This window comes from Bacillus sp. GBSW19 (assembly GCF_002998655.1).
Classification (GTDB): Bacteria; Bacillota; Bacilli; order Bacillales; family Bacillaceae; genus Bacillus.
In genome coordinates this window covers 1,760,337-1,777,772 of the sequence record NZ_PVRF01000001.1, presented here as the reverse complement: position 1 = coordinate 1,777,772, position 17,436 = coordinate 1,760,337, and the positions used below count along the sequence as shown (strand labels likewise).

Annotated in this window: 18 protein-coding genes; 10 read left to right on the top strand and 8 right to left on the bottom strand. The window is 41.7% G+C overall.

From position 1 onward, the window contains the following. Positions 1–21: 21 nt before the first annotated feature. Together C6344_RS09370 and C6344_RS09365 are read right to left on the bottom strand one after the other, a co-directional pair. Positions 22–861 (bottom strand): aldo/keto reductase, encoded by an 840-nt coding sequence (locus C6344_RS09370; protein ID WP_060597047.1) that lies wholly within the window; start codon positions 859–861, stop codon positions 22–24. Between the two features lie 13 nt (positions 862–874). After that, the gene (locus C6344_RS09365) at positions 875–2,062 is read right to left on the bottom strand and encodes an MFS transporter (RefSeq protein ID WP_106072911.1); all 1,188 of its coding nucleotides are present in this window, start codon (positions 2,060–2,062) and stop codon (positions 875–877) included. Positions 2,063–2,219: 157 nt separating this feature from the next. On the opposite strand from C6344_RS09365, the gene C6344_RS09360 reads away from it, so the two are divergent. Further along, entirely contained in the window at positions 2,220–2,591 is a 372-nt protein-coding gene (locus C6344_RS09360; RefSeq protein WP_003217763.1) for a winged helix-turn-helix transcriptional regulator, read from the top strand. Between the two features lie 37 nt (positions 2,592–2,628). On the opposite strand, the gene C6344_RS09355 is transcribed toward C6344_RS09360, so the two are convergent. Continuing rightward, positions 2,629–4,929 (bottom strand): helix-turn-helix domain-containing protein, encoded by a 2,301-nt coding sequence (locus tag C6344_RS09355; protein ID WP_106036986.1) that lies wholly within the window; start codon positions 4,927–4,929, stop codon positions 2,629–2,631. Between the two features lie 231 nt (positions 4,930–5,160). On the opposite strand from C6344_RS09355, the gene C6344_RS09350 reads away from it, so the two are divergent. From C6344_RS09350 to C6344_RS09320, 7 genes are all read left to right on the top strand, one after another. Then, positions 5,161–6,126, top strand: coding sequence for an ABC transporter permease (locus C6344_RS09350; RefSeq protein ID WP_034665423.1), 966 nt, complete (start codon positions 5,161–5,163; stop codon positions 6,124–6,126). 18 nt (positions 6,127–6,144) lie between these two features. Beyond that, positions 6,145–7,257 carry a glycoside hydrolase family 88/105 protein gene (locus tag C6344_RS09345; protein WP_066030528.1) on the top strand — a complete coding sequence of 371 codons (1,113 nt, stop codon included), beginning with the start codon at positions 6,145–6,147 and terminating at the stop codon, positions 7,255–7,257. Further along, positions 7,254–7,778 carry a lipoprotein YteS gene (locus C6344_RS09340; protein ID WP_106072889.1) on the top strand — a complete coding sequence of 175 codons (525 nt, stop codon included), beginning with the start codon at positions 7,254–7,256 and terminating at the stop codon, positions 7,776–7,778. Before C6344_RS09345 ends, C6344_RS09340 begins: the two co-directional genes overlap by 4 nt. A 17-nt stretch (positions 7,779–7,795) precedes the next feature. Further along, positions 7,796–9,085, top strand: coding sequence for a Gfo/Idh/MocA family protein (locus C6344_RS09335; protein WP_060597044.1), 1,290 nt, complete (start codon positions 7,796–7,798; stop codon positions 9,083–9,085). A 24-nt stretch (positions 9,086–9,109) separates the two neighbouring features. Next, on the top strand, positions 9,110–9,793 hold the full coding sequence (locus C6344_RS09330) for a YesL family protein (RefSeq protein ID WP_060597043.1): 684 nt from the start codon (positions 9,110–9,112) through the stop codon (positions 9,791–9,793). A 54-nt stretch (positions 9,794–9,847) separates the two neighbouring features. Further along, on the top strand, positions 9,848–10,159 hold the full coding sequence (locus C6344_RS09325) for a rhodanese-like domain-containing protein (RefSeq protein ID WP_066030532.1): 312 nt from the start codon (positions 9,848–9,850) through the stop codon (positions 10,157–10,159). 103 nt (positions 10,160–10,262) lie between these two features. Beyond that, positions 10,263–10,445: a sporulation protein Cse60 gene (locus tag C6344_RS09320; protein WP_034665546.1), complete on the top strand. Its 183-nt coding sequence runs from the start codon at positions 10,263–10,265 to the stop codon at positions 10,443–10,445. 44 nt (positions 10,446–10,489) lie between these two features. Here C6344_RS09320 and C6344_RS09315 read toward each other — a convergent pair whose 3' ends face one another. From C6344_RS09315 to C6344_RS09300, 4 genes are all read right to left on the bottom strand, one after another. Then, complete coding sequence (locus C6344_RS09315; RefSeq protein WP_106036982.1) at positions 10,490–11,014, bottom strand: CbrC family protein; 525 nt, start codon at positions 11,012–11,014, stop codon at positions 10,490–10,492. Between the two features lie 126 nt (positions 11,015–11,140). Next, the gene (gene opuD / locus C6344_RS09310) at positions 11,141–12,673 is read right to left on the bottom strand and encodes a glycine betaine transporter OpuD (protein WP_060597040.1); all 1,533 of its coding nucleotides are present in this window, start codon (positions 12,671–12,673) and stop codon (positions 11,141–11,143) included. A 140-nt stretch (positions 12,674–12,813) separates the two neighbouring features. Continuing rightward, positions 12,814–13,011 carry a hypothetical protein gene (locus C6344_RS09305; protein ID WP_050943538.1) on the bottom strand — a complete coding sequence of 66 codons (198 nt, stop codon included), beginning with the start codon at positions 13,009–13,011 and terminating at the stop codon, positions 12,814–12,816. Beyond that, on the bottom strand, positions 13,008–14,279 hold the full coding sequence (locus tag C6344_RS09300) for a BaiN/RdsA family NAD(P)/FAD-dependent oxidoreductase (RefSeq protein WP_106072888.1): 1,272 nt from the start codon (positions 14,277–14,279) through the stop codon (positions 13,008–13,010). The genes C6344_RS09305 and C6344_RS09300 overlap by 4 nt, the downstream gene beginning before the upstream one ends. Before the next feature lie 175 nt (positions 14,280–14,454). On the opposite strand from C6344_RS09300, the gene C6344_RS09295 reads away from it, so the two are divergent. Both C6344_RS09295 and C6344_RS09290 read left to right on the top strand, forming a co-directional pair. Next, complete coding sequence (locus C6344_RS09295; RefSeq protein ID WP_034665449.1) at positions 14,455–16,077, top strand: putative polysaccharide biosynthesis protein; 1,623 nt, start codon at positions 14,455–14,457, stop codon at positions 16,075–16,077. Between the two features lie 16 nt (positions 16,078–16,093). Beyond that, positions 16,094–16,810 (top strand): pseudouridine synthase, encoded by a 717-nt coding sequence (locus tag C6344_RS09290; RefSeq protein WP_034665452.1) that lies wholly within the window; start codon positions 16,094–16,096, stop codon positions 16,808–16,810. A 68-nt stretch (positions 16,811–16,878) separates the two neighbouring features. On the opposite strand, the gene C6344_RS09285 is transcribed toward C6344_RS09290, so the two are convergent. Further along, a complete protein-coding gene (locus C6344_RS09285) occupies positions 16,879–17,100 on the bottom strand; it encodes a DeoR family transcriptional regulator (protein ID WP_008356419.1) in 222 nt (73 codons plus the stop codon). Positions 17,101–17,436: the final 336 nt, after the last annotated feature.

The following is a 17,436-nucleotide window of genomic DNA, read 5'->3' as shown; positions in this document are numbered from 1 at the left end:
TAAAAAGCGGGGGTGTTTTTATTAAAAGTCAAAGTTGTCTGGGTCTGGACCGATACGTTTGTTTTCATTTAAGTCAGAAAGGCGCTTCATATCCTCATCAGATAAGGCAAAATCAAATATGTCTGCATTTTCTTTTAAACGATGGGCTTTCGTTGATTTTGGAATGGTGATGACGCCTTTTTGCACATCCCAGCGCAAAATAATTTGAGCAGGTGTTTTGCCGTATGTGTCCGAGAGCTCTTTGATCACCGGATGATGAAGCAGTTCCCCCTGCATTAGCGGTGACCAAGCTTCCATTTGAATGCCATGTGTGTTCAAATACGTAAAGAGTGTTTCCTGCGTCAGTTTTGGGTGAAACTCCACTTGATTGATAGCTGGTATGATGTCTGCATCTTTTAATAGTTCGTCTAGGTGATGCGGCTGGAAGTTGCTCACTCCGATGGCCCTGACTTTTCCTTCACGATACAAGGTTTCCAGTGCACGCCAAGCTTCTTTGTATTTTCCTTCAACCGGCCAATGGATTAAATACAGATCAAGGTAATCAAGCTGAAGCTTTTTCAAGCTTTCTTCGTATGCGTTTAGGGTAGATTCATATCCTAAATCGGCATTCCACACTTTTGATGTCACAAAGAGGTCCTCGCGGCGCAGTCCTGTTTCTGCTAAACCAAGCTGTATGCCTCGTCCAACACCTTCTTCATTTCCGTAAATAGCCGCTGTATCAATACTGCGATAGCCTAATTGAATGGCTGTTTTGACGGCGTCTATTAATTCTGCGCCATCTTCAACCTTGAATACACCAAGACCAAATCCTGGCATGTGGATCCCATTGTTTAATGTTTTTGTACTTTGTAAATGGTTCATATTGAAAACTCCTTTAGATGGTTTGATTTTGTTCTTGTTGTTCCATTCGAAAACTAATCATCGTGAGAATTGCTGCGATAAGGACCATGATGCCGCCGACCCAGCCTGTATGCACAAGCCCAAGAGTATCTGTCACGATGCCGCCTAAAAATGAGCCGATGGCGATACCGGCATTAAAGGCAGCGATATTCATAGCGGAAGCGACGTCGACTGCTCCTGGTGTGTATCTTTCTGCAAAGTCAACGACAGCTACTTGCAATCCAGGCACATTCATGAAAGCAAACAGTCCCATCAGCATGACGGTTCCAATGCCTAGCACCGTGAATCCAGCAGTCAAGCTAAGGGTAAACATAATGATGCTTTGGATGATAAACATGTAAATCAGTGCTTTCATTGGCTGCTCATTAGCAGCCTTTCCGCCAATGACATTTCCGGCTGCGATCGTGATCCCGTATAAAAGCAGGATCAAGGCCACCGCCTCAGGCGCAAGACCTGTCACATGCTGTAAGAGAGGGGATAAATACGTAAAGACGACAAAGGTTCCTCCGTATCCTGTTGCTGTAATGACAAATAGAAGCAAGATTCTTTTTGTTTTTAATAAGACAGCTTGATCCTTAAATGATGTTTTCACGCCTTGCTTTAATTGAGATGGAACAAGAAAATAGTTGGATATCAGTGCGATCAGACCAATGATGACAATCACACCAAATGACGTCCGCCAGCCGAGCTCATGGCCAAGAAATGTCCCAAATGGCACGCCCGTCACAGTAGCAACTGTTAATCCAGTGAACATAAAGGCAATCGCACTTGCCCGTTTTTCTTTCACTACAAGGCTTGCAGCAATCGTAGAGCCGATGGACATAAAGATTCCATGGGATAAGGCTGAAATGACCCGTCCGATTAATAGCACTGAAAAAGTCGGAGCAATCGTGGCTAGTGTATTTCCAATCAAAAAGACGAGCATAATGAGCAATAGCAATGTCTTTCTTTTCATCGTTGAAGTCAGAGAAGTCAAAATAGGCGCGCCGAATGTCACACCAAGTGCATATAAAGAGACGGTCCAGCCCGCCTGGCTGACGCTCACTCCAAAGTCATCTGAAATCATCGGCAAAAGACCGACACTAATGAACTCAGTGGTTCCTATAGCAAAAGCACTAATGGCTAGTGCGAGAAGGGCAAAGTGGTTTTGCTTTTTCTTCATGAATAAGTGTTCACATCCTTCTATGATGACATTTTGATAGACGAAGCCGATCGGCAAGAGTTATTATCTAACATAGATGACGAAAAAAAAAGTACGTACTTTTTTGTAATATAGGTACTAAAAAGTGCCTGTTCGCACAAAGAGGAGTGAGGATTTGATGGAAAAGAAAAAATATAATATCTCAGTGGAAGCGACCCTTGAGGTCATTGGCGGGAAGTGGAAGTGCGTGATTTTATGTCATTTAACACATGGAAAAAAACGCACGAGTGAATTGAAGCGGCTCATGCCAAACATCACACAAAAAATGCTTACACAACAGCTGAGAGAGCTTGAAAGTGATGGGGTGATTAACCGAATTGTGTATGAGCAAGTACCGCCTAAAGTGGAATATGAATTAAGTGAATACGGTCAGTCGCTCGAAAGAATTCTGAATGCGCTTTGTGATTGGGGAGCAGCTCATATTGAACGTGTGTACGGAGAGCCGCTTTCAGTGCTGGAAGACAGCATTTTAAATGAACAATTTAAATAAAAAAGTCCCGCTTCCTGTGCGAGCGGGACTTTTTGTCTTATGTGCCTTTTTTGTGGTCGCGGTATTTGCCAGGGGTCGTGCCTTCTAGTTTTTTGAAGGAACGGATGAAGTTTTGCGGATTTTTATATTTCAGTTTTTCCGAAATTTCTTTGACGGACATATCGGTTTCCACGAGCCAGTTTTTGGCGACATGGTGTCTGTAGGACGAGAGATATTCACTAAAGGAGATATCCATTTCCTTTCTAAAAATACTGCTTAAATAATTGGGGTTGTAATGCAGGCGTGTGGCGATTTCATCCAATGTAAGATCTGAGTCGAATTCTTGATGAATGATATGAATGATTTTCTCTGAGATGTTTTTGTATTGTGAGTCCTCACGTGCACCTAGCTGGTCAATAATTGGCCGAATGATCTCATGTTTCAGCCATGCTTCGGTATCTTCAAAGGTTTTAAATTCAAAAATCGTATCATACAGCATTTTGTTGTCTTCGACCTCAAATAATTCAATGCCAAGCAAATGCATCAGCTCAATCAAATTGTTTAAAAAACGGGCGAGAGCGATATGGTATTCATGCGGTCCAGCATTTTTAGAGAAAATGGATTGCAGGAGCACATGTAAATAATGATCCGCCTTGCCTTGATCACCTGCTTTCATCGCATCGAATAAATCATGCTGCAGCTGTTTTGGAAAATGGGTTTTAAACGTTTTTCCTTGCTGAATATGTTCATATAAGATAATGGATTTTTTCTCTGCTTTGAGCCTGTATTTTAAGGCTTCTTTTCCTTCAATGTAAGCCTGTTTCGCCATCGTGAGCTCCTTAAACTGGCGGCTGATCCCGATGCTGATCGATAAACCAAGCTCTTCCTCGATGCGCTGCTGAATAGTTTCCGCTAATTGGTTTAAATATTCAGTAAACTCTTCATCTGACTTTGAGTGATTCAAGATAATCGTCGTTTGATGCTGATTGACAACCGTTGGCTGAAGGTGCTCATCTTGCGGAATCATCTGCTCGATCAGTCCATTGATGGCAAATAACAGCAAGTCAGCATCCTTTTTTTCATAAGGTGTTCCTTTTAACGTATCGATTTGGGTCACAAGCATGGATAAATGAGACCAGCCCTGAGGGAATCCCAAACTTTGGAACCGGTTGTTAATTTCTTCTTCTGTCAGCTTTCCGAGCAATAGCCGCACCATAAAGTATTGCTGAAGGTGCGTGACTTGCTGCTCAATACGTTCCTCTAAATCATTGTTTTGATCCTTCATTTGTTTAATACTCGACTCAATCAACTCAAATTCATTTTGAAAAGGCTGTTTTTGCAAAAAGGATTCATTGCGTGCAAAGGACTCATATAACAAGCGGATTGGTTTATAAAAATGTCTGGACCCAAACCATGAAAATAGTAATGAAAGCGCTAACAAAATAAAGCAGATAATAAAGGTGATCCACCCAATTGATTTCGTTTGTGCCTTGAGTTCTGGAATGGAAACAAAGGATAAGTACGTCCATTCGTTATAGTCTGATTTTTGAAACGTAATTTGATAGTCTAGTTCCTCGATCTTCATGTTAAATTGACCTGATCGTTCTTCACGTGATAGGACATGCTTGACGAGCTCTTGATTCTTCAAGGATTCACCAATTTGTTCTTTGCGGTTATGTAGCAGCACTTTTCCGTTTGTATCAATGACAAACATACTGTCAGATTGAGAGAAGTCAGGCATATTGTCAGCAATCGTGCAGCTCGGAATGCTGGCGACAGCGATCCCTTTTTTCTGGACACTGTTCATAGGGAGTTGTTTGATTAAGTTCACATTGTATTTGCAAAAGGAGGCCTTTCCTTCTTTTGTCGCAACAAGTGGATTATTCTCTTCAAGTGCCCAGCTGGAATGACTCGGTATATTGAGGTAAGAGGTGAGCGCTTTCTCTTGGTCTCCGCTTGTGACATGATAAAGTCCCGAATTGTTCATGTACCAGTCTTCCATTTTACTCACGAGTGTAATATTGGAAAGATCGGTGTCAAAGGTTTGCAGGTAGTTTAGTTCCTGCTGTACTTGATTATAAAGCTGGAATTGGTCTGGATTTAAAGGTTCTGCCAGTGTTTGAAGGAGAGGCGGCGAACTGACATAGTGAGTGAGAGAATGATCCACTGTTTTTAAAATATGCTCAATATTGGATTGCGTTTGTTTGACGCTGTCCAGCTTTTCATTTGAGATATTTTCGAGTGCGGTTTTTTGCGAATGCTGATAAGAAAAAATACCGACAATGATGACAGGAATCGTACTAAGCACGAAAAAAAACGTCACAAGCTTGTAATAAAATTTATACTGCCTTCTTTTCATAAAACCCCCCATTTCAAACAGAACAATCTTTTCCCCTTAATTTATTAATCCAAAAATTTGGTAGGTTTGTCAATAATCATTTTCTGAGATTAGGATCATTTTCTTATGTTTTATGTAACGTTTTGAGTAGCTTCCCCTAAGTAAATATGATCTGATGATATGATTGTAGACGGATTTTTCATCCTTAAGATACAGTTAACACATGCATCAGCATGAGGGGAGGCTTTATCTATGAAAACAGAGGATGTCACTGCCAAGGGTATGCCTGCGGCAGCTTTGAAAAAAGAAAAGAGAAAGCGCTTACTTAATCAATTGCTTAGTCAAAAGTTTTTGTATGTAATGATTTTGCCAGGGCTCATTTATTTTCTTGTCTTTAAATATGTGCCGATGTGGGGGCTTATCATTGCCTTTCAAGATTACCAGCCGTTTCTCGGTATTCTTGGGAGTGAGTGGGTTGGCTTCAAACACTTTATTCGATTGTTTACAGAACCAACATTTTTCATCTTATTAAAAAATACACTGATTTTATTTGCCATGAATGTCGTGATTTTCTTTCCGATTCCGATCTTATTGGCCCTGCTTTTAAACGAGGTCAGATTGGCATTGTTTAAGAAATTTGTCCAGACCATGATATACATTCCTCACTTCATGTCATGGGTGATTGTCGTGTCCTTATCTTTTGTTTTGTTAACAGTAGATGGCGGGTTAATCAATGAATTGATTGCTTTCTTTGGAGGGGAAAAGATTAACTTCCTCCTTAGTCAGGAATGGTTCAGACCCATGTACATTTTACAGGTGATCTGGCGGGAAGCAGGCTGGTCGACGATCATTTATCTTGCGGCGATTACAGCGGTAGATCCGCAGCTATATGAAGCAGCAAAAATGGATGGAGCCGGCAGACTGAGACAAATGTGGCACATCACTCTTCCTGCCATTAAAAGTGTGATTGTCGTTCTGCTTATTTTGAAAATTGGTGACACATTAGAGCTTGGCTTTGAGCATGTCTACTTATTACTCAATGCAACGAACCGGGAAGTAGCAGAAATCTTTGATACGTACGTCTATACAGCTGGTCTTAAGCAAGGACAATTCAGCTATAGTACCGCTGTTGGTCTATTTAAAGCAGCCGTTGGACTCATTTTGGTCATGCTGGCGAACCGTTTAGCGAAGAAATTCGGGGAAGAAGGTATTTACTAAAAAGGGAGATGAAGAAGAATGACATTATCGACTGAAAAGGGATCACCACTTGAGCATGCAGAGAAATTAGCACAAACAATTATGAAAGCGCATACACCAATTGAGCTGCCTCCAGCTGGAAGATGGCATTATCATCAAGGTGTTTTTCTTTGCGGTGTGATGAAGCTATATGAGGCAACGAAGAACGAGACGTATTTCAATTATGTGAAAAGCTACGCAGATTCGCTCATTGATGAGTATGGAAACCTGTTATTTCGCAGAGATGAGCTTGATGCGATCCAAGCAGGGCTCATTTTATTCCCTCTTTACGAACGGACGGGAGAGAAGCGGTATGTGCTGGCAGCGGAGAAGCTTCGGGGGCTTTACCGCACATTGAATCGCACATCTGAGGGCGGGTTTTGGCATAAAGACAATTATGCCTATCAAATGTGGTTGGATGGTCTCTACATGGGAGGACCTTTTGCCTTAAAGTATGCAAAGCTGAGAGGTGAAGAGGAACTGGTGGATATGGTGATCCATCAAGAGTATCTCATGAGAAAGCATACAAAAGATGAAAAAACAGGTCTGTACTATCACGCGTGGGACGAACGAAAAGTGATGCCATGGGCTGATCAAAAGACCGGCTGTTCCCCCGAGTTTTGGGCAAGATCGTTTGGCTGGTATGTCCTTGCATTAGCAGATATGATCGAGGATCTGCCAGAAGAGCATGAGGGACGAAAGGTTTGGAAGGAAACGCTGACAGACATGCTGGAAAGTGTATCCAAGTACCAGGATCAAGACACAGGTCTCTGGCATCAAATCATTGATAAAGGTACTCATAGCGACAATTGGCTTGAAAGCTCAGGATCGTGTTTATTCATGTACGCCATGGCAAAAGCCATGAATGAAGGGTATGTCAGCCTTCGTTATGTCGATCATGTGGTGAAAGCATACCAAGGCTTAATTCATCATAAGACGGCTGAGACAGAAAACGGTGATTTTACCATCAATGATATTTGTATCGGAACATCTGCTGGATTTTATGATTACTACGTTGAAAGAGAGCGAAGCACAAATGACTTGCACGGGGCAGGCGCTTTTATTATGGCGTTAACTGAGCTAGAGAAGCTGTCTGTTTTTCAGAAGGCATGAAGAGGCGAAAAAGGGGTGCGGTATGGCTCCTCAGCTTCATCGCTGCCCTTTGTTTGTCAGCCTGCCAAGGGAAAACAAACGGTATTGATGTTCTGATTTTTTCTGACATGTCAAAGGGGATGAAGGATCAATTAGTCGAGAAGGCTTTTCAGACAGAACAAGAGTCTTATAGCGTCCACATCTTTCCGGCGATTCCTGAAAAGCTTCTTGTTGAAATTACCGCAAAAGAGGGGGACATCATGCTTGTCCCAGAAGAAATGTTTAGAACATATGATGATCCTGAAAGCTTTCAGCAGCTTGAAGAAATGGGCATAGATGATCAAGCGGCAGGGCCATATACGGTCGAGGACCAAAAGACAGGGAAAACGGTCGATTATGCGGTTCAAGTCAATAAAGGCACAAAAAAGCTAAACGGCTATACCTTTCAATTACACCGAGATATGGTCGCTTTTATTCCTGTGTATGCTTACAAGTCCAATGAGGCGCTGTCTCTCATGAAACAGCTTCGTGAAAATCGATAGAAAAAGAGGTGGGGACTGTGAAACGGGTCGTAGTTTGCGGACTCAGTCATCGTGCGTTCAATATGTTTATTAAACCGCTCACAGAGGATTTCAATGAGCATTACAAGATTACAGGGCTCCTAGATATAGATCATCATCGGTACACACTTTGTCAGGAGCGTTTTCCATCACTGCGGGGCATCTCGTTCTTTCATGCAGGTGCATTTGATCAAATGGTGAAGGAAGCAAAGCCAGATATCGTCATTGTGGCAGGCCGGGATGACACACATGTCACGTATATTTTGCAGGCACTTGACCATGATCTCGATGTCATCACTGAAAAGCCAATGGTCACAACAGCAAAAGACGCCAAAAAAGTGATGGAAAAAGAAAAGGAAAGTAAAGGGAAGGTCACAGTCACTTTTAATTATCGCTACAATCCATTTCATCGAAAGATCAAAGAACTCATTTTAGAAGGAAAGATTGGAAGGGTCACATCTGTTGAACTGAGCTGGCTCATTGATACGTATCATGGCGCTAGTTACTTCAAAAGGTGGAACCGAACGAGGCAATTCTCTGGCGGACTATCCATTCATAAATCGACGCATCATTTTGATTTGGTCAATTGGTGGATCAATCAAAAGCCGAAGCAAGTATTTGCCTATGGGGCGCTGAACTATTACGGAAATGAAAGTCCTTGGAATCCCTTGCAGGGGGGAGAAAACAGGTATTGCGGAACATGTCATGTGAAGGATACATGTCATTATGAAGCAAGGTGGAATCCGCGGGTAGAACGCTCAAAGGTAGAGGACGACCATATTGAATCCGGTAAGGAGCAAACGCAGCAGTACTCAAATTATCGCCCAGACGCCTGTATTTTTGATCAGGAAATTGACATTGAGGATACATATGTGGCATCAGTGGCATATGACCAAGGAGCTCTGCTCAGCTATTCAATTCAATTCTCAGCGCCATATGAAGGATACCGGCTTGCCATTAATGGGACGAAGGGGCGTATTGAAACAAATGAGTTTCATGTGCCATCAAGAATTCCTTTTCAATTCCCAGAACAGACGATTTCTTATTATCCGATGTTTGGGGCAAAAGAGACAATTGAAGTCGTGAAACAGCCAGGGGGACATGGCGGCGGAGACCCTCTGCTTCTGGCCGATTTATTTATAGGAAAAGATCCTTTAATTCACTATGACATATCAGCAGGAGCAGAGGCTGGTGCTTATTCGATTGCGCTTGGGGAAGGCATGTGGCGGTCTGTTGCAGAGAAGCGCCCAATTGAAATAGAAGAATTGTTTCAAAAAGAGACGGTGTAATGAGAAAGAGAGGAGGGGAAAGAGATGGATCATGATGGTTCAATGAGCAGAATGCTTCGAATGTGTGAGTGGGTGATGAGACTTGCCTATACGAATTTGCTATGGCTGCTGTTCACCACGCTGGGGCTTGGGATCTTTGGATTGATGCCTGCGACCACTGCGCTATTTTCAGTGATGAGAAAGTGGATACAAGGGCATGAGCAAGTCAGCGTTTTCCGGACTTTTTGGAAGGTGTATCGTGAGGAGTTTGTACGCTCTAACTTAATTGGAGTGGCGCTGCTGATCATAGGGACGATTATATATGTAGACCTTGCGTTTATTTATCCAACGAGCTGGTTTTTGCATGTGCTTCGTTTTGCCATTTATATCTTTGGTTTTCTCTTTGTTGTGAGCTTGTTTTATATTTTTCCGCTGCTGGCTCATTATGATTGGAAAAAACGTCTCTATCTGAAATTCTCTCTTTTGCTTGGTATCTCATATTTGCAATATACACTCTGTATGCTCGTTTTCTCGGCTCTGCTGTTTGTTCTCTTTGCTTATTTGCCGGGAATCGTGCCGTTCTTTAGTGTGAGTATACTCGCCTATGGCCACATGTGGCTGGCCTATCAAGTATTCAAAAAGGTAGAGTTTGAAAGTGATCAGCAGACAGCCGAAGTGAAGAAACGTCTGCCGTCTTTCCTTCAATCGAAGCGGGTGAATACACAGTGATGTGAATCATTTGCTATAATGGTGTCACCGTGATTAAAAGGAGAGATGAGCGTCGTGTCAGTAAAAGAAATCTCAATAGAAGAATTAAAACAAAAGCTAGAGCAAGAAGAAGCCATTCAGCTTGTTGATGTGCGTGAGGACGAGGAAGTAGCAGAAGGAATGATTCCAGAAGCTGTCCACATCCGAATGGGAGATATCCCTGAGAAGCTGGATGCATTCGATCAAACGCAGGAATATTATATTATTTGCCGCTCCGGAAAACGTAGTGAAAATGTCTGCTATTTCCTAGAAGACCAAGGCTATCAAGCGACCAATGTCATTGGCGGGATGCTTGCTTGGACAGGAGAAACAAAACCGAAGCTGTAAAAGAAGTCCGACCTTTCATCTTTGAGATGAAAGGCTTTTTTGTTCATATGCCCGCCCTTATATGCATAAAGATAGAGTAGCGAGAGAAGGGAGAGTGGCATATGTGCTAAAGGTAGCTGTATTTGATGAAGAACACGAAAAAGATTTGCAGAGCGAAATCAATCTTTTTTTAAAAGGAATGGATGACGACCAAATTATTGATATCAAGTACGATGTAGCGGTGATCTGTGAGCAGGGAGGAGAACAGCTCTACTGTTTTTCTGCACTCATTTTATATAAAAAATAGACGGCATCAAAAAAGGACCTGTTTGAAGGGCCCTTTTTGTTTGATTAGCTAGCGTCAATATATAAACGATGCTTTTTGCAGTGAACACATTGAAAGAGGTAGCCCTGCAAGTCTCCTCCGTTGACGAGCCATTGTTTTAGGTTCTCTTTCGTTAATCCCCCGCCGCTGCAAATGTCTTCGATATCTTCTGTGAGTTCTTCCTCTAAATGTTCTATCTCTTTCCATCCGACATACTGGACGATTGCGCAAAAATCTCCGCAATGGCTTAACCAATATTCCTGCTGCCAGCCGCGATAACCTGGCGTTCTGAAGATCAGTTCATCTACATATTCCTCTTGATCGACGTCATCACAACTTGCATCGTCTTGAAAGATGCCATCGTATTTTTTAGCGGCTGATCCATCTTTAATACACCAAGGGCAAATTCCTTCCACATCTTCAACAGTATAAAATGGACCATGATACACGTAATCTCTTTCTTTCTCACAAACAGGACATGTCGTATGCTCTTTTTTGATCACGTTTAACGAAACTGGATCTGGGTTGTACTTGAATGTAGGTAACGTCATAAAAACCTCCATGTTGTGAATCACATCATTCTATTATTTTATAGGAATGTGGAAGAGCATGACAATCTTAAATTGTTTGTATAGAAAAAAGCCGTTCACATGAGGAACGGCTTTTTCAAACAGCGTTTATGCTTTTTTTACTCTTGGACTTCTTGGTTTATTGACTTTGTTGGCCTGTTTGATTGCTCTTCGTTCATCATTTAATGATTTATACAGTGACACAACCATCAATATAATGACAACGGAGAACGGCAAGGCGGCGAGTTTTGCTGTATTTTGCAAGGCTTGAAGTCCGCCTGAAAATAATAGCACTGCCGCAACAGCTGATTGGATGATGCCCCAGCTGATCTTTACACTATTCGCAGGATTTAATGAGCCATAGGTTGTCTGCATTCCTAGAACAAATGTGGCTGAATCTGCTGATGTGATAAAGAATACAGCAATTAAAATAAGTGCCAAAATCGACGTAATCATGGCAAGCGGGTATTGATTTAAAACACCAAACAGCATCGTTTCAGTCGGCATACCAGCTACATCTATAATATTTTTTTGTTGTAAATCCATAGCTGATACTCCGAAGATAGAGAACCATAGGAACACGAGGATTGAAGGAGCCACTAAGACACCAATTAAAAATTCTCGAATGGTTCTTCCGCGCGAAACTCTTGCAATAAAAATGCCGACGAATGGAGACCAAGAGATCCACCATGCCCAATAAAAGATCGTCCAGCCATTAATCCATTCTCTCTTTTCTGGATCATTTGGTGATAATCTAAAACTCATTTGTACAATATTCGATAAGTATTGTCCGATCGAATCTGTAAATGAATTTAAAATAAAAACAGTTGGTCCAGCAAAGAGTAAAAAGATCATGAGTATAGCAGCAAATATCATATTTGAATTACTTAAATATTTAATACCTTTACCAATTCCGCTCCAAGCAGAGATCAAGAACAGAACAGTCACGATCGCAATAATAATGAGCTGAGTCAAAAAGTTATTTGGAATGCCGAATAAATAGGTTAATCCACCATTAATTTGTGCGGCACCTAGCCCTAAACTTGTGGCTACGCCAACTACTGTTGCAAACACTGCGATACAATCGATCGTTTTTCCAATCCATCCATGAATTCTGTTTCCGAATACTGGGTATAAGGTGGAACTAATTAATCCAGGCGCATCTTTTCTAAATTTAAAGTATGCGATGCATAACGCGACAATCGCATAAATGGCCCATGCATGAAGTCCCCAGTGGAAAAATGTATAACGAAGGGAATCGCGGAAGGCTTGTGCAGTTTCAGTCTCACCTGTTGGTGATTGAATTGCATAGTGACTGATTGGTTCAGCGGCCCCATAAAAGACAAGACCAATTCCCATACCGGCACTAAATAGCATCGCAAACCAAGAAAAAAGGCCAAATTCAGGCTCTTCACCTGGTTTTCCTAACGTAATTTTTCCGATTGGACTAAAAATAAAGAATAGACAAAAGCCGACAAGTAGTGAAATCACTATCAAATAATACCAGCCAAAGTCGTTTGTAATGTATGTTTGAATCTGATCTGTGACATTTTGTAATGTTTGTGGAGAAAAAGCTCCCCACATAACGGCAACAAATGTGATCGCAATCACAATCCAAAATACACTTGATACGTTTTTCACACCATCTCACTCTCCTGTTGTTCTACACGTTTAAGCAGAGGATTTTGTTTAATATCCCCTATCTCAACTATTTTCAAACAAAAAGAGTCGAGCTTCTCACTCGACCTCTACTTTACCGTAACATGTTTTGCTTCCATTAATCAACTATCGATATGTGAAGATGATTTTTCTTCAATGCGTTTACGAAGACGGTAGACGTATTCTTTTAAACAAACAGCGAAGATGGTAAACGCCAACACAATGGCGACTTTTAAAGGGGTAATGGACAGCTTTAAGAATACAGCGGCTGTCAAACTAATCACAACTGCTAGGATAATCGGAAGTGCACGTCTTATCATGAAAATCTCTCCTTTGCTTCGAGTGCAGCATTCATACCGGCAAGTCTGCCAGTCACAAGTGCTGACGTGATATTGTATCCGCCTGTATAACCATGAATGTCTAAGATTTCTCCGCAGAAATATAGACCGGGCATTTTTTTAGACGCCATTTTCTTCGGTTCAATTTCTTTTACAGAAACGCCGCCTCCTGTGACAAACGCTTTGTCCAAGGAAAGAGTGCCATTCGCATGAACGATAAAATGTTTGCAATCATGGGCGAATGCGCGCATTTTGTCCTTAGCAAGACCAGAAAATGTGTCTTGCGGATCTATGCCGTTCCGTTCTAACAGAAACAATAAATAGCGTTCTTGCATCCAAGACTTTAGGACATTTTTAATGGCTTTTTTTGGTTCATCTTTTAGGTCTTGATGAAGCTTTTGGAACAGATCTTCGTCATTAAGCTTCGGATATAAGTCTATTTGCAGACGAACAGTCGGCTGTTTTTTCAATTCTTTCACAACAAATCCGCTGCATCTAAGAACAGCTGGGCCGGATAAGCCAAAGTGAGTAAAAATCATATCCATGACATGTGTGACGACGGGTTTCCCCTTTTTATTTAAAACACTGACAGCCACACTTCTTAATGAAAGACCTTGTAGCACTTTTTCTTTAATAAAGCGCTCATCTGATGTGACCGGTACTTCTGTTGGGAAGAGCTCTGTAATCGTATGACCAGCGGCTTCTGCCCATGCATAGCCGTCACCAGTAGAACCAGTATGCGGCACACTTTTTCCGCCAACAGCAATGACAACGGCGTTACTTGAAATTTTTTCATCATTATTTGTAACAATTCCAGCTGCTTGTCCGTCTTGATACAGAACTGTTTTAATCTTTTCATTCGTTCGAATGGTGACATTGAGGTTGCGGAGCCTGTCTAAAAGGGCATCCACAACAGATTGTGCTTTGTTTGAGACAGGGAACATACGTCCATGGTCTTCTTCTTTAAGTTCAATGCCGAGGTTTTCAAAAAACGAAATAATATCCTCGTTATTGAACTCAGAAAATGCACTATATAAAAAACGGCCGTTTCCGGGAATATGCTTGATGATTTCTTCTACTGGAAGGCGGTTGGTGACGTTACAGCGTCCACCGCCAGAAATGGCGAGCTTCCTGCCAAGTTTGTTTCCTTTGTCAATTAACAGAACAGTCGCTCCGTGCTCTGCTGATGCAATCGCGGCCATCAGTCCAGAAGGTCCACCGCCAATGACAATGACATCATAATGTTTCATGTTACATTCCTCTTTCTACTTTCAGTCATTCCTCTATTATAACGAAAATTGGGGAAGGCTGAAATATGAATTGATTGGTTTTGTGCCTTCTGTATTGGATTTGTTACCTGTGCGTCGAAATGATGTGGTAAAATAGTTAAGTTGAATATTCATTAGAAAAATGGTGGTTAAGCGCATGTCTAATAAACTGCTTCGTGGTACGTTGGTTTTAACGATAGGGACTTATCTCTCTCGTATTCTTGGTATGATTTACTTAATTCCATTTAGCGCAATGGTTGGAGCTACTGGTGGAGCGCTATTTCAATATGGATACAATCAGTATACGATCTTTTTAAGTATTGCTACGCTTGGTTTTCCAACAGCGGTATCAAAATTTGTTTCTAAATATAATGCAATCGGCGATTATGAGACAACAAGGAAAATGTTCAGGGCGGGTATGTCGGTCATGCTTGTCACCGGGATTATCGCCTTTTCTATTTTATATTTGACCGCACCGATTTTTGCCAAGATTCAGCTTGGCGGATCGAATGAAACAGGCGGTTTGACTGTCGATCAAGTGGTATATGTGATTCGGATGGTCAGTTTAGGTCTTTTGGTTGTACCTATTATGAGTCTTGTGCGGGGGTTCTTCCAAGGACACTCCATGATGGGACCGACAGCTGTTTCCCAAGTGATTGAGCAGCTTGTCAGAATCATCTTCCTATTAACTGCAACGTTTATTATTTTAAAAGTGCTTGACGGCGGGCTTGTCATCGCTGTCGGATATGCCACATTTGCAGCACTTATCGGCGCATTTGGGGGTTTATTCACGCTTTATTTATATTGGCTGAAGCGCAAGGACCGGCTCTTATCCATGCAGCCGAATACAGGTGCTTCCTCTGACTTATCTTATAAACAAATGTTTACAGAGCTGTTTAGCTATGCGGCACCGTATGTGTTTGTTGGACTTGCGATTCCAATTTATTCTTATATTGATACAAACACCATTAACAGAGCTATGATTGCATCAGGACATCAGGATATTAGTACAGCGGTATTGTCTATCGTGACGTTATATTTACCGAAGCTCGTGATGATTCCTGTGTCGCTTGCAACAGCGTTTGGCTTAACCTTAATCCCGACGATTACGGAATCATTTACAGCTCGTAACTACAAGCTTCTCAATAGACAAATTGATCAGACGATGCAGGTCATTTTATTTTTCGTACTGCCTGCTTCATTTGGTATCTCGGCATTGGCTGGACCGGTTTATTGGTTTTTCTATCCGTCTGTTCATCCTGAGATTGGGATGTCTATTTTGTTCTGGTATGCACCTGTTGCGTTATTGTTTTCCTTATTCACCATTAATGCAGCAATTTTGCAGGGAATTAACAAACAAAAATTCGCCATTGTCAGTCTGTTGTTAGGGATCATTATTAAAACGGTTCTGAACATTCCGCTAATCAGCTGGCTGCAAGGAAATGGTTCTGTGCTTGCGACTGCGTTAGGCTATAGCGCGTCCATCTTGTATATGTTTATCATGATTAAGCGCCATGCCGGCTACTCGTTCCGCAGGATTTTCAAACGATTTATTCTCATTGGTATTTTAACGGCGATTATGGCTGTTGTGGCGTATGTGACATGTCAGCTTGTGAGCCAAGTGATTTCGTATGAGGGTGGAATTGTACAAGCGGGTATCGTCATTTTGATTTCAATGATCACTGGCGGCGGTGTGTATCTGTTCTTGTCTTATAAGGTAGGATTACTTGAGCGTGTACTCGGCAGCCGTATGCCGAAATTTTTAAGAAAAAAGAGTTAAGAAGAGGTGGATATTCATGAGGCTTGATAAATTGCTTGCTAGCAGCGGCTTTGGTTCAAGAAAAGATGTGAAGAAGCTGGTCAAGGCACGGGCGGTCACAGTGAATGGAGAAGTGGCGAAGCAGGTGAAAGATCATGTTGATCCCTCGAATGATGAAGTGCTCGTACACGGAGAGCGTGTAGAGTATAAAGAATTCATTTACTTAATGATGAACAAACCGGACGGGGTCATCTCAGCAACTGAAGATCTGCGGGATGAAACGGTCGTCGATTTACTAGAGCCGGAGGATATCGCAAGGGAGCCATTTCCTGTGGGGAGACTGGATAAGGACACAGTCGGTCTCCTCCTCCTCACAAATGATGGACAGCTTGCTCATCAATTACTTTCTCCAAAAAAGCATGTGCCAAAAACATACGAAGTTCATTTGAAATACCCATTAGGAGATCAAGACATCAAGCGTCTTGAAGAGGGCGTTGTCATTTTAGATGATTACCGCACGAAGCCGGCGAAGGTTGAAGTAGATGCGAATGAAAACGAAGATACACGCATCCGTTTAACGATTACTGAAGGAAAGTACCATCAAGTGAAGCTGATGGCGCAAGCAGTGGGAAATGAAGTCATTTTTTTAAAAAGACTCTCGATGGGGGCTGTCTCTTTAGATGAAGATCTAGCGCCTGGGGAGTACCGTGAATTGACGGATGAAGAGTTGGACAGCTTAATCAATCGACCATAAATGTAAATAAAAGAAAAGAACCGGCATATCGCCGGTTCTTTTTGTTATATGGACAGTTCATTATACGCTTAAGATGATATTTTCACTTTTTTTCTCGTTGTTTCCCATTTGCCTCTGCTTGGACTATGAACAAGATCGTTATAGGCAAGCACGTTTAAGTCTCTTTGAATGGTTCTAGGTGTGATCCCGAATTCATCAACCAGCTCTTGTGTCGTCACAAGACCTTTCTCTTGAATGAACATATAAACTGATTTAATTCGAGTCATCATACGGTTTGTTGAAGGTTTCAAAAAACCACTCCCTATCAATAAGATCGGATGGACTTGACTAACCACAACTTACTACACTAAAACTGCGAAATAAGGACATGCAACAATGGTAAATGTTCGTGTTTCTTAATGTTTTATTCTATTATACACGTTATTATGCATCTAGTTCCACCAAAAAGTCAACTTTACGTGTTTTTTAACTTGTCTTCATGAATCGAAACATGGTATATACCATGTTTTGAATTCGGTTACAACCCAATAGGCGTAAGGGGTATGGAGAATACCGTCACATTCAAACATCCAAAAAATAAACACAGAAAATTTACAAAATAAAAAATTCACTCATCTCAAAAAGAC

What these genes read in the sequence shown, in the direction of transcription:
- C6344_RS09365 (WP_106072911.1), bottom strand. Translation starts at nt 2,062, where the DNA reads ATGAAGAAAAAGCAAAACCACTTTGCCCTTCTCGCACTAGCCATTAGT.
- C6344_RS09290 (WP_034665452.1), top strand. Translation starts at nt 16,094, where the DNA reads ATGAGGCTTGATAAATTGCTTGCTAGCAGCGGCTTTGGTTCAAGAAAA.
- C6344_RS09345 (WP_066030528.1), top strand. Translation starts at nt 6,145, where the DNA reads ATGACATTATCGACTGAAAAGGGATCACCACTTGAGCATGCAGAGAAA.
- C6344_RS09315 (WP_106036982.1), bottom strand. Translation starts at nt 11,014, where the DNA reads ATGACGTTACCTACATTCAAGTACAACCCAGATCCAGTTTCGTTAAAC.
- C6344_RS09355 (WP_106036986.1), bottom strand. Translation starts at nt 4,929, where the DNA reads ATGAAAAGAAGGCAGTATAAATTTTATTACAAGCTTGTGACGTTTTTT.
- C6344_RS09300 (WP_106072888.1), bottom strand. Translation starts at nt 14,279, where the DNA reads ATGAAACATTATGATGTCATTGTCATTGGCGGTGGACCTTCTGGACTG.
- C6344_RS09295 (WP_034665449.1), top strand. Translation starts at nt 14,455, where the DNA reads ATGTCTAATAAACTGCTTCGTGGTACGTTGGTTTTAACGATAGGGACT.
- C6344_RS09370 (WP_060597047.1), bottom strand. Translation starts at nt 861, where the DNA reads ATGAACCATTTACAAAGTACAAAAACATTAAACAATGGGATCCACATG.
- C6344_RS09330 (WP_060597043.1), top strand. Translation starts at nt 9,110, where the DNA reads ATGGATCATGATGGTTCAATGAGCAGAATGCTTCGAATGTGTGAGTGG.
- C6344_RS09350 (WP_034665423.1), top strand. Translation starts at nt 5,161, where the DNA reads ATGAAAACAGAGGATGTCACTGCCAAGGGTATGCCTGCGGCAGCTTTG.
- C6344_RS09340 (WP_106072889.1), top strand. Translation starts at nt 7,254, where the DNA reads ATGAAGAGGCGAAAAAGGGGTGCGGTATGGCTCCTCAGCTTCATCGCT.
- C6344_RS09360 (WP_003217763.1), top strand. Translation starts at nt 2,220, where the DNA reads ATGGAAAAGAAAAAATATAATATCTCAGTGGAAGCGACCCTTGAGGTC.
- C6344_RS09305 (WP_050943538.1), bottom strand. Translation starts at nt 13,011, where the DNA reads ATGATAAGACGTGCACTTCCGATTATCCTAGCAGTTGTGATTAGTTTG.